The following is a 12508-nucleotide window of genomic DNA, read 5'->3' as shown; positions in this document are numbered from 1 at the left end:
AGGAATTGACGGGGGCCCGCACAAGCAGCGGAGCGTGCGGTTTAATTCGAAGCTACGCGAAGAACCTTACCAAGGTTTGACATGATATGGACAGCTGGTGAAAGTCAGTTTCCTTCGGGCCATATCACAGGTGCTGCATGGTTGTCGTCAGCTCGTGCCGTGAGGTGTTGGGTTAAGTCCCGCAACGAGCGCAACCCTTGCCGTGTGTTGTATTTTTCACACGGGACTGCCTGGCGAAACCAGGAGGAAGGCGAGGACGACGTCAAATCAGCATGGCCCTTACGTCCTGGGCTACTCGCACGCTACAATGGATGGTACAGACCGTCGCGATACCGCGAGGTGGAGCTAATCGGACAAAACCATCCTCAGTACGGATTGCAGGCTGCAACTCGCCTGCATGAAGCCGGAGTTGCTAGTAATCGTAGGTCAGCCATACTACGGTGAATACGTTCCCGGGCCTTGTACACACCGCCCGTCACGTCATGGAAGTCGGCAACACCTGAAATCGCTAAGCCAACCTTCGGGAGGCAGGCGCTCAAGGTGGGGCTGGTAACTGGGACGAAGTCGTAACAAGGTAGCCGTACCGGAAGGTGCGGCTGGATCACCTCCTTTCTAAAGGAGCCATTTCACATCTATTTGGTTTGTAGAATTCGTTTTACACACCAACCTTCAAGACGTTGTCTTGATTGATTAGATGACAGGCTTCAGATCGATCGGTTCATACCAAATCTATAGGGTTATCTGTCCCTAGGTATGAAATGTTTTACAGATCTCGTTATGGATTCACGCGAGGAATTCTATTTGCTCTCCAGCCGTTAAGGTACGTGTCATGTGTGACACTGCCTCGCTGGGCCATTAGCTCAGGTGGTTAGAGCGCAGTCCTGATAAGACTGAGGTCGGTGGTTCGAGTCCACCATGGCCCACCAGGCTGTGAGCTGGCTTCCCGATCGAAACTTTTGGGAAGTAAGTTGTTTAAGAGGGGCCATAGCTCAGTTGGGAGAGCGCCTGCTTTGCAAGCAGGAGGTCGAGGGTTCGAGACCCTCTGGCTCCACCACAACTGCCATTCGCGAGGTATTTAAACCATTCGTCACTATCGACCACATGGTCGTTTGTGTATACCAGTGTTGATCTGGTACGGAACTTTTCAAGTTGAAGACTGCATATATACTGCAAACACAGCGTTATCTCTCTTACGAGAGGTAATGTTGATAGAGAATGTTGTCTTTCAATTTATTGAAGGACAGCATGCATAAGATTGCGTCATCTCTTTTGATTTAGGTCAGAAGAGTGCGCATCCAAGCAAACAAGCAATTAGTAGATAACACAAAATATTTAACTAAATCTAAATCACCCAGGTTTACCTGACGTGATAATTAGATTTAGGGAATCCTGCAAGCGTCGAGTCATATCGAATAAGATGTGGAGCGAGCTTGACGGAGGGTCAAGTTACTAAGGGCGTGTGGTGGATGCCTTGGCGCCTGGAGCCGATGAAGGACGTGGCGTGACTGCGAAAATCCCTGGCTAGCTGTCAAGCGAGCTTAACCGGGGGTATCCGAATGAGGCAACTCAGCTCAATTTTTTTGAGTTACCGCTGATTGAACACATAAATCAGATGGAGGGAACCGGGGGAACTGAAACATCTAAGTACCCTGAGGAATAGAGATTATTCCCTTAGTAGCGGCGAGCGAACGGGGAACAGCCCAAACCGTCTTCTGCGGAAGGCGGGGTTGTAGGACAGTTCATATGGAGTTACAAATTGTTTCGATAACTGAAGCGCCTGGGACGGCGCGCCACAGATGGTGACAGCCCAGTAAGTGACATTGAAACAACTCCGAGCTGTATCCTGAGTAGTGCGGGACACGAGAAATCCCGTATGAATCTGGGAAGACCACTTTCCAAGGCTAAATACTCCAGGCGACCGATAGCGTATAGTACCGTGAGGGAAAGGTGAAATAGTACCCCGAAAGGGGAGTGAAATAGTTCCTGAAACCGCATGCTTACAAGCAGTTGGAGCCAGTTCGTTCGCGAATTGGTGACAGCGTGCCTATTGAAGAATGAGCCAACGAGTTACGTTCAGTGGCAAGGTTAAGCGATGAGAGTCGTGGAGCCGTAGCGAAAGCGAGTCTTAAGAGGGCGAAAGTGGCTGGACGTAGACCCGAAACCGAGTGATCTACCCATGGGCAGAGTGAAGCGGGAGTAATGCCCCGTGGAGGCTCGAACCTTCCTGAGCTGCAAATCAGTTGGATGACCTGTGGGTAGCGGAGAAATTCCAATCGAACTCGGAGATAGCTGGTTCTCCTCGAAATGTATCTAGGTACAGCCTCGTGTGTTTTCTTCTGGGGGTATGGCTCTGAATGGACTAGGGGGCATAGCGCTTACCAAACCCAATCAAACCGGGAATACCAGAAGATTAGAACGCGGGAGTGAGACTGTGGGAGCTAACTTCCATGGTCAAGAGGGAAACAACCCAGACCCCCGGCTAAGGTCCCTAAATCCATGCTCAGTGTGCAAGGATGTCCAGTTGCATAGACAACCAGGATGTTGGCTTAGAAGCAGCCATCATTTAAAGAGTGCGTAACTGCTCACTGGTCGAGTGGCCGGGCGCCGACAATGTAACGGGGCTCAAGCATGGTACCGAAGCTAGGGGACCGCTTTTTAGCGGTCGGTAGAGGAGCGTTCTGTATGCGATGAAGCTGTGCGGGTGACCGTCAGTGGAGCGTACAGAAGTGAGAATGTTGGCATGAGTAGCGAAATTCAGGTGAGAACCCTGAACGCCGTAAGCCCAAGGGATCCTACGCAAAGCTAATCCGCGTAGAGTTAGGCGGGCCTAAGCCGAGGGCGAGAGCCGTAGGCGATGGACAGCAGGTAAGTATTCCTGCCCCACCATATGGGCGTTTGAGATGTGAGGTGTGACCCAGAAGGATAGACAGAGCGGGCCCTGTGGACATGGTCCGTCCCTACACCGTAGGCGTCTGACGATAGGAAAATCCGTTGTCAGGTTAAGCGGAGGGTGTGGGGGGCAGTGGAGACCTCGGTCAAAACGACTCTGTTGAGTCCATGCTGGCTAGAAAAGCATCGACATCGAGTGCATATGGTGTCCGTACCGCAAACCGACACAGGTGGGCGACGGTAAGTACCGTAAGGCGAACGAGAGAACCTTCGTTAAGGAACTCGGCAAAATAGCTCCGTAACTTCGGGAGAAGGAGCGCCCTTGTGAGTGAAGCACTTTACGTGTGGAGCATCGCGAGGGCCGCAGTGAGCAGGCCCAGGCGACTGTTTAACAAAAACACAGGTCTCTGCGAACCAGTAATGGGATGTATAGGGGCTGACGCCTGCCCAGTGCCGGAAGGTTAAGGAGATGGCTGAGAGGCCAGAACTGAAGCCCCGGTGAACGGCGGCCGTAACTATAACGGTCCTAAGGTAGCGAAATTCCTTGTCGGGTAAGTTCCGACCCGCACGAATGGCGTAACGATCTGGGCACTGTCTCAACGAAGGACTCGGCGAAATTGAGATGGCCGTGAAGACGCGGCCTACCCGCAGCAGGACAAATAGACCCCGTGGAGCTTTACTGCAGTTTTGCGCTGGCGTATGTGATTAGTTATATAGTATATGGGGGAGGCTTTGAACCATGACCGTCAGGTTGTGGGGAGCCGCCAGTGGAATACCCCATTTCTAATTTTGTACTCCTCACCAGTGAGCAAGCACTGGGACAGCGCATGATGGGCAGTTTGACTGGGGCGGTCGCCTCCGAAAGAGTAACGGAGGCGCGCAATGGTTCCCTCAAGGTGGATGGTAATCACCTGTCGAGTGCATTGGCATAAGGGAGCTTGACTGCAAGACAGACAAGTCGAGCAGGGGCGAAAGCCGGCCAAAGTGATCCTATGGTCCCGAGTGGAAGGGCCATGGCTTAACGGATAGAAGCTACCCCGGGGATAACAGGCTGATCCTTCCCAAGAGTTCACATCGACGGAAGGGTTTGGCACCTCGATGTCGGCTCGTCGCATCCTGGGGCTGAAGAAGGTCCCAAGGGTTGGGCTGTTCGCCCATTAAAGCGGCACGCGAGCTGGGTTCAGAACGTCGTGAGACAGTTCGGTCTGTATCCGTCGTGGGCGTTGGAGTATTGAGGAGAGCTTTCCCTAGTACGAGAGGACCGGGAAGGACTGACCACTTGTGTACCGGTTGTCCCGCCAGGGGCATCGCCGGGTAGCTACGTCGGGAAGGGATAACCGCTGAAAGCATCTAAGTGGGAAGCCCCCTCCAAGATGAATACTCCCAGAGTCTTCGGACTCTCAGAAGGGCCGTGCGAGACTAGCACGTTGATAGGCAGCAGGTGGAAGCGTGGCAACATGTGAAGCCGAGCTGTACTAATCGCCCGTGAGGCTTGACCGGCTCCTCCACCCGGTCAGTTTTACCATGCTACAGCCCCGTTCGCGGTTAAACCCCGCGTTCCACGGGGACGTAGCCGCCGTTATGGCTTAGGCTCTCACTCTCTCGACCTCTGTTATCACCTTTGTCGGTGACTATGGCGTAGAGGCTACACCCGTTCCCATCCCGAACACGGCCGTTAAGCTCTACAGCGCGGATGGTACTGCCGGGGTCGCCCGGTGGGAGAGTACGTCGTCGCCGACTTATTAACGGAGAGCCCCCGGAATCTTGGATTCCGGGGGCTTTCTTCGTTGGGACGAATTGGTCCCTTCAGCTGGTATTGGGAGAGCAATCGAGAAGCCGCTAAGTGGTTATATCACTGTAATATAGGGCCGACTGTGTCGTGCGATACGTCAGGTCGTTGGCGGAAGCAGGGGATTGCCGGTTTTCTGATCCAGTGCCGCGACCATTAAGATCAGCGACTCGAGCCGGTCGGCGGCGTCGCTAATCCAGCCCTTCATACGTCTGCGTCGGATCAGGGGGCGGGAGATCACTACGCTGACCTCCGTTACCCCTCCACCAGGCGTGACGGTGAATCGCAGGCCCTTTCGTTCGCGCCAGGTGATTCGGTCGGCCTCGAGGTTCACTTGAGGCGGGCCCTCCCGGTAGGGCGCAAAGAGCCGAATGGCCCACATGAGCTGTTCAGAGTTCAGCTCTATAGGAATCGTCCGCGTGGTGGACATGAAAACCCATACGAGGCCGGGTTTTTGCACCGGATTCCGCTGGATTGTGGCCACAGCTGCCCGTTGGGCTTCTGCGATGGCCCGTTCCACTGCTTGAGCCCCGAAACCTGCCTCACTAGCAATCGAACGGAGTTCTTCGACGGACACGGGTCCCGCTTCCTCTGAGCCGTCGATTTCCGCGGCCCTTCTGAGGATTCGGTCGGTGTCGCTCTTCGAGAAGCTGGGGAGTTCGTTCATGCAGTTATTCGATTCCGCGCCGAGGACGTCAATGGGGGCGATTCGATGTTCCGGGAAGGCCAATCTGCCCGGCCGCGCAGGGCCGATGGAAAGAAAACGGAGGTCACCCGCCCATGATAAGGAACCCGGGTGCTCTGTGAATTCGGCAGCCCGGGTTGGGCACACCCCAGAATCGCTTAGAATTGGGCTATGACTGTCTCTGAACTATCGAACTCCGAGTTGAGTGCTACCCGGACTGGGTACGTCACGCTGCTTGGGCGACCGAACGCCGGAAAGTCGACGCTGCTCAACCGACTCATTGGCCAACACCTCTCTATTGTGACGTCGAAGGCCCAGACGACGTGGCAACGGGTGACGGGGCTCCTCACCGTGGACTCCGATCAGCTCATTTTTCTAGATACCCCGGGCTTACTGGAGGCAAAAGACCTCCTTCAGCGCGCCATGCTAGGCGCGGCCCTCGAAGCGCTCTCAGAGGCGGACGTTGTCCTGCTTGTGATCGACGCGGGCCGGCGGCCCGACACCAAGGAGACGGCACGCATAGAGCGGGCGCTGGAAGAAGCACGAGCTCCAATCGTCGTGGCGTTGAACAAGATCGACGAGGCGCCGGTCGCGATGGTTGCTGCGTGGGACGCCTGGCTGGCGGACAACGTCGAGGGCCCGGTCCATCACATTTCGGCTCTCGAGGGTGATGGGGCTGAGGCGCTCTTGGCCGAGGTGCGGGAAAAACTCCCTGCCGGTCCCTTTTTGTACCCTGAGGACGATATCGCGTCCGACCCCGTCCGTTTTTTCGTGGCCGAACTCGTACGAGAGTGCATTTTCGAGCAGTATCATCAGGAAATTCCCTATTCTGTGATGTGCCAGGTGGAGGAGTTCCGTGAGGGCGGGGACCCCGTCTACATCCAGATGAACGTCTTTGTGGAGCGAAAGTCCCAGAAGGGCATCGTCATCGGAAATCAGGGCGCGGCAATCCGGGCCCTGGGCACCTGCGCACGGAAGAAGATCGAGCACTTTCTTGGCGAGCGTGTGTACCTCGACCTATGGGTAAAGCCACTCAAGGGGTGGCGTAAGAACCGTTCACACCTCAATCAACTCGGCTTTCGCATTCCTGAGGATGAATGACAGCTCTCTTCCGTAATCTTCTCGTGCTTCTGGTGGCCTGTCTGGCCTCAGTGCCGATGCCGGTCCGAGCACAAGGCCATGGATCGACCTCCGCAGAGGGGGCACTGTTCCTGTTGTTGCCGATCGGGGCAAAGGGCGTCGCTCTGGGGCGGGCGATGACCGCTATGGGGGGCGTGGAATCGGTGTTCTGGAACCCAGCAGGGCTGGCGGACGTCGATGAGAGACAGTTCGTCTTGTACCGCGGGGACAACGTTGCGGGCACCGGCACAGCCATTTCTACGGTTTTGGCTCAATCTGGCCTGGGCGCGATCAGCGCTTCGTACTTCCTCCATGATGTAGGCAACCAGGACCTGACGGATTCGAACGGCAATTTTCTGGGCACGTTGACCGTGAGGAATCACCTCGGGGTGGTATCTGCGGCAGCTCGACTGCTGGATTGGGTCAACGCGGGAGTGAACTTCAAGGTGGTCCAGTTCAGAACAGCGTGTCGTGGGACGTTCTGTCCTGACGTTGGCACGACGGCGACGAGTTATGCGATGGATGCCGGCTTGCAGATCAGGCCATCTCCGAGTCTACGAATCGCGGCGATGGTCGCACACCTGGGTCCGGCTCTCCAGGTGCTCAACGCAGAACAGGCCGATCCGCTCCCAACCAGGGTCAGAGTTGCTGTGGCGTATGATCTCGTGAGTGCCCTGACGGATGACCCCGAGTTGTCTGGCTGGATCGCAGTCGAGGTGCAGGATCGACTGAGAGACCCCGGCAACCTGTCGCTCTACGTGGGCGGAGAACTCACGGCCGGTATCGAAGACGCCATGTACTTACGTGCGGGTTACGTCTTGGGCGATCAGGATCGGGACGGGACCCGGGTCGGATTGGGGCTACGCTACGAACAATTCGACCTCTCGATCGCGAAGTCTCTTGCAACTTCGATCTTGACCGCTGAATCGGAGCCCGTTCACGTCACCTTCTCCATTCGGTTCTGATGCGCAGCCCATCCGGCTTGTTATTCCTGATGTGCGTCGTGCTTCCGGGCTTCGCGAACGCACAGGTCCGGCCCGTGCCCGAGTGGCCTGAGGGTAGTGCGGTCGTTAGGGACGGCGGCGGGGCGGCGGCCGCGACGCTGCAAGGATCGGAGTCGGAAGCCGCGCGTGCCGCGGGTTTGTCTCTGTTTGTCCCAGGACTCGGGCAGCACCGGCAAGGCCGCGCGCGGAAGTGGTTGTTCGGCGCTGTCGAAGTTCTGGGTTGGGCGGTGTTTTTCGAACGTCGTGCGTCGGGAAACGATCTCCGGACGGGGTACCGCGACTTCGCCTGGTCAAACGGAAGGCTTCAGGCCGGATCGCGTGTGGACGGGGACTTCGACTATTACGAGACCCTGACGAAGTGGACTCGCTCAGGTGCGTTCGACTCCGACCCGATTCAACCAGGTCTTCAGCCCGAGGCGGATGCGGGCAGTTACAACGGCACGATATGGGCGAGGGCGCAGGGCCTATTCCTGGGAGGCACGCCGGGGCAAGTTGGTGATCCCGGCTTCGAACAGGCGCGGGCCTATTATGAAGACAACGCCTACGGAAACGGCTTCCTTTGGGATTGGTCCGATGATGCTGCGGGGCAGGCCGAGTTGAGTGGCCGCATCGAAGCAAGTGATGACCGCTTCCGTCAGGCCACAACTGTCTTGGGAGTTGTCATCGCCAACCATCTCGTTTCTGCCGTGGACGCATTCCTGGGTCGGCACAGTCCTTCGGGTGTTACGCCGTTGGACTTCGGTGTTGCCCAGGGACGAACTGGGGTCGGCTGGTCGGCTCGACTGCACGTTCCGGTGGGCCGATGACTCGTCGGCGATCAAAGGGCCCCGGAAAGGGCCCCGGGAAGGGCCCCGGAAAGAGCCCTGGAAGGGGCCTTGGAAAGGGTCCCGGAGATGAGGGTCGCGTCTTGGGTCTCTTGGCCGGGTCTACATCAGGGCCCATGAAGCCGAAAGAAATCGCTAAGGCGCTGCGCATTCCCACGAATGACTACCGGCGGTTCAAGCGGATGCTTGCGGGGCTCGAGCGGGCTGGGAAGATCTATCGTGTGAAGGGACACCGTTTCGGGGTGCCGGAAAGTATGGAGCTTACCCCTGGGGTGATCTCGATCACCAAGAGCGGGGACGGTTTCGTGCGCTCCGACTCCGGTGGATCCGATCTTTTTGTTCCTGGGCAGCAACTGGCGACTGCGATGGACGGAGATCGTGTGGTCGCCCGAATCGAGGCTCGACCGAGGGACCGCAACCCCGTTGCTCGGGTCATCAAAATTCTGGAGCGCGCGCGGGAAACGATTGTCGGGACGTTCCATGGAGCCGGCCGTCTCGATTTCGTCGTGCCGATGGATGGTAGGCTGATCAAGGACGTGCTGATTCCAGAGGGGGCGTCCGGCGAAGCGGAGGACGGCGACATCGTCGTCGTGCGGATTGAATCCTACGGGGAGGGTCGACTGGGTCCCGTGGGGCTGGTCGAGAAGGTGCTCGGAGCGTTGACCGCCCCCGGCGTTGATGTGCTCGCGGTTGGCCATGGCTTCGGGGTGTCGTTCGACTTTCCGCCCTCTGTGACGGAGGCGGCCGCTGAGGCGGCGCGTTTGGGCATGGATGAGCCGGGGGCGAATCGTGTAGACCGTACCGACTTGCTCGTGTTCACCATCGACCCGGCCGATGCGAAAGACCATGACGATGCGCTCTCAATAATCGATCTCGGCGACAACCGCTTCGAAGTTGGTGTGCACATCGCTGACGTCTCCCACTTCGTGGAAGAAGGAGGGGAGGTCGACCTCGAAGCGGTAAGTCGGGGCACGAGCGTATATCTCGTTGATCGCACCGTGCCCATGTTGCCGGAAGTACTCTCGGCCGAGGTGTGCTCGCTGCAGGAGGGCCAGGTGCGTTTCGCTGTGTCTCTCTTTATGACGGTCGACTTTTCGGGTCGTGTGTATAGCCGTCGGTATGAGCGGACCATGATTCGATGCACCCACGGCTTTGCCTATGAGGATGTCCAAGAGGTGTTGGACGGCGAAGGCAGCGTGGGTGCGGATGCTGATGCAGCAATACGCCGACTGGACGACATCGCTCGGGCGGTCCGTGATGTGCGGCTAGGGCGTGGTGCGCTGGACTTCGACTTACCCGAAGCCAAGGTCATCCTCGACGAGCGCGGCATTCCGGTCGATATCCAGAGGAGAGAGCGGCTCGAAAGCCATCGGCTCGTGGAGGATTTCATGATTCTCGCAAATGAGACGGTGGCAGAAGACCTACATACTAAGAAGATCCCAGCGTTGTATCGCATCCACGAGCCGCCGCCCGAAGGGAAGGTCGAGGAGCTCCGCGAACTCCTCGGGAGACTCGGCCACGGGCTGTCCCAAAGGAAGGCGCTCATGCCGCGCGATTTACAGGGACTCTTGCGAGCTGTGGAAGGGAAGCCGGAGGCGGATCTCGTATCGAACGTCGTCCTCCGCTCGTTGACCAAGGCTCGGTACGATCCCGACAACCTTGGCCACTTCGGGTTGGCCTCGGAGGCCTACTTGCACTTTACGAGTCCCATTCGACGCTATCCAGACCTCATGGTACACAGAGAGGTCATTGCGTCCTTGGTGGAGGGAGAGCCGGCGCGAGACTGGAATCCGGACGAACTCCGGTCCCTGGCGGATCGAACCAGCATGCGAGAGCAGTCGGCCGTCCGGGCGGAACGCGCCTCCGTGGCCATGAAGAAGGTCGAGTTCATGGAGCGTCACCTTGGTGAAGATTTCGACGGTCGTATCTCAGGCGTCGCAGCGTTCGGATTTTTCGTTACGCTCGATCGATATTTCGTGGATGGCCTAGTCCACGTGAACTCGCTCAGAGACGATTTCTATCGACTCAATGCGGAAGCGCATGCGTTGATTGGTGAACGCGGGCGGCGGCGGTTCAGGTTGGGGGATCGAGTGAGCGTTCAGGTAGCGCGCGTCGACAAGGAGGCCCGCCAGGTGGACTTCATGCTGATAAGCAGTGGCACATCAACGAATTGACGCACGCGTCCGCGATCGGATCGCCTCAGCCTCCGGCGCAGCCCTCCGCGCGAGTTTCAATGGCTTCCGACAAGACAGTTCTCTATTACGGAAGGGGTCGCTCAGGCCCGTCTTCTCACGTCTCCGATTTCGCAGCCGAGAACGAACTGGAGGTCGTGTCCATTGAGCAATCTGCCGAGGTACGCGCGCTGCTTAATCGAACCATGCCCGCCTGTCTGTTTCTTGAGACATCGAATCAGAATGGGGAGATGGTAGCTCTGGTGAAAATGTTGAAGGAAGATTTTTTCACCGGTATTATCCCGCTCGTCGTTTTGGTGGGTGGAGACGCTTCTACGACACGGTCGGCTGACCTCTTGCAGGCCGGAGCCGGCGAGGTCGTGCAGGACTCGCTTCCCGAGCGGGAACGAAAACTGCGACTCGAGCAGGTCCTGAAGCGTACGGACCGTGACGTGTCGGTCCACCCGACGACACGCCTGCCGGGCACGAACCACATCGCTCTCGACGTGGGAAAACGTCGTGGTGTGGGTGAGAAGTTCAACGTGTGTTATGCGGGCCTCGATGCGATGATCGGTGAGCTGGCCCCGGAGATGAAGACGTACGCGAAATCTCTGCCCGGATCGAAGTATGTGGTTGACCAGCGGCACCAATCGCCGACATTGGAGACCGCCGCCGCGACGGAGGCGGAGTCAGTGGCGCGATCGCCGAGTCCGACTGTGCCTGCAGAAGCGAACACCTGAACCGAGCCTGTCATGGTCATCACGGTCGAATGCCCGACTTGTAGTGCCACATTCCCAGTAGACCCGAACAAGATCCCGGAAGCGGGCGTCAACGCGCGTTGTAGTTCGTGCGGTCACGTGATTCGAGTCGAGCGTCCGAAGCCTGTTGAAGAGGCGCCGGTCGTACCGGAGGTCGCGGTCGATGCTACGCCCGAACCGATCGCTGAAGCTGAGCCGGAACCCGAGCCCGAGCCGGAACCTGTCGTGGAGGAGGCACCGGAGGCAGAAGCGGCATACGAGGTTGAGCTGGCTGACGAGGCTCAAGTCGTGACAGAAGCACCTTCCAGCGTGGACCGTGAGTCCGAGCCTGCCTTGTATTCGGAGCCGGAGGTCATCGAGGCCGTAGTCGACCCGGTGACCGAGGACGCGCCCCCGGACGAAGACAGTGGCATCGTGGACTCGCCCGATGATTGGGTGATCGAGCCCGAAGTGTCGGTAGATCCGGATGATGTCGAGATCAGTCCCGAGGGCCGAGGTCGGATGCCATTTCGCCATCTCCATGTGGAGACCGCCCTGACTGAAGACACGATGTCTTCGGGGCGGTTCTTCGGAGGTGAATCCGCGACCGAGGAACCGGCTGCACAAGAAGCTCCCCCGGAGCCGTCGTTCGGCGAACCGCCCGCGGCGGAGTCAGAAGAGGACCTTCCCTCGTTCGGTGCCGAGCCGGCGGTCGATGACTCCGACGACGGCTTGCCCTCGTTCGGAGAAGCGCCTGTCACGGAGGGTGAAGAAGCACTGCCATCATTCGGCGCGGAGCCCGTTGCTGAGGAGCCCGCAGACGAATTGCCGTCGTTCGGCGAGGTCTCCGTCGTTGAAGATGTCGCCGCCCCAGAACCGGAGGAGGCAGCGCCTGCAGTCAGGGGCTTCACGTTCGGAAAACGGGATCCCAAAGAGAAGGCGAAACGCCTCGCTCGGGTGCTGGTTTCAGACATGATCAGCTACAACGCGGATCGGCACATGAACGCCGTAGCGAGTGGGACGCTGAAAGAGGACTTTGAGGAAGAAATCGACAAGTCGTGGAAGGAATACGTCGAGCAGGTGGGCCCGGAAATGGCGGAGGGCGACGGCCAGGGCTTCTGGCGCGAAGCTCTGAACGACGTGTTGGCTGAGGGAGAGTCCATCTTCTAGGCTTTCCGCCGTTGATGGGCCTAATCCGGCCAGGTATATTCCGGGCTGTGGGGCAGCGGAGGGGCCGTCCGTGTTGCGGACGGCCCCTCCTGTCTGTTTCCCCGCCTCGTTTCGATCCGC

7 protein-coding genes, 2 tRNA genes and 3 rRNA genes are annotated in these 12508 nt (G+C 58.2%); 11 read left to right on the top strand and 1 reads right to left on the bottom strand.

The genetic code is table 11. The annotated features are described in order from the left end of the window. The 5 genes from P8L30_02505 to rrf all read left to right on the top strand — a co-directional run. A 16S ribosomal RNA gene (locus P8L30_02505) occupies positions 1–612 on the top strand; the annotation flags it as partial. 237 nt (positions 613–849) lie between these two features. After that, a tRNA-Ile gene (locus tag P8L30_02500) sits at positions 850–926 on the top strand. Between the two features lie 52 nt (positions 927–978). After that, positions 979–1054, top strand: a tRNA-Ala gene (locus tag P8L30_02495). A gap of 385 nt (positions 1055–1439) precedes the next feature. Further along, a 23S ribosomal RNA gene (locus P8L30_02490) occupies positions 1440–4389 on the top strand. Positions 4390–4512: 123 nt separating this feature from the next. Next, positions 4513–4629, top strand: a 5S ribosomal RNA gene (rrf, locus tag P8L30_02485). A gap of 149 nt (positions 4630–4778) precedes the next feature. Here rrf and P8L30_02480 read toward each other — a convergent pair. Beyond that, complete coding sequence (locus P8L30_02480; protein MDG2239050.1) at positions 4779–5345, bottom strand: hypothetical protein; 567 nt, start codon at positions 5343–5345, stop codon at positions 4779–4781. Positions 5346–5534: 189 nt separating this feature from the next. On the opposite strand from P8L30_02480, the gene era reads away from it, so the two are divergent. From era to P8L30_02450, 6 genes are read left to right on the top strand one after another with little or no spacing between them, the layout of a single operon-like run. Continuing rightward, entirely contained in the window at positions 5535–6464 is a 930-nt protein-coding gene (gene era, locus P8L30_02475) for a GTPase Era (GenBank protein ID MDG2239049.1), read from the top strand. Beyond that, positions 6461–7447, top strand: coding sequence for a hypothetical protein (locus P8L30_02470; GenBank protein ID MDG2239048.1), 987 nt, complete (start codon positions 6461–6463; stop codon positions 7445–7447). Before era ends, P8L30_02470 begins: the two co-directional genes overlap by 4 nt. Continuing rightward, a complete protein-coding gene (locus P8L30_02465) occupies positions 7447–8292 on the top strand; it encodes a hypothetical protein (protein ID MDG2239047.1) in 846 nt (281 codons plus the stop codon). The genes P8L30_02470 and P8L30_02465 overlap by 1 nt, the downstream gene beginning before the upstream one ends. After that, a complete protein-coding gene (gene rnr / locus P8L30_02460) occupies positions 8289–10484 on the top strand; it encodes a ribonuclease R (GenBank protein MDG2239046.1) in 2196 nt (731 codons plus the stop codon). The genes P8L30_02465 and rnr overlap by 4 nt, the downstream gene beginning before the upstream one ends. Before the next feature lie 59 nt (positions 10485–10543). Further along, a complete protein-coding gene (locus P8L30_02455; protein ID MDG2239045.1) occupies positions 10544–11221 on the top strand; it encodes a hypothetical protein in 678 nt (225 codons plus the stop codon). Between the two features lie 12 nt (positions 11222–11233). Beyond that, positions 11234–12388: a zinc-ribbon domain-containing protein gene (locus P8L30_02450; protein ID MDG2239044.1), complete on the top strand. Its 1155-nt coding sequence runs from the start codon at positions 11234–11236 to the stop codon at positions 12386–12388. Positions 12389–12508: the final 120 nt, after the last annotated feature.

The sequence above is a fragment of the Longimicrobiales bacterium genome, from assembly GCA_029245345.1.
In the GTDB taxonomy this organism is placed as follows: Bacteria; Gemmatimonadota; Gemmatimonadetes; order Longimicrobiales; family Gaopeijiaceae; genus CALFPJ01.
The sequence above is the reverse complement of the archived record's forward strand: the minus strand, read 5'-3'. Positions and strand labels throughout refer to the sequence as shown.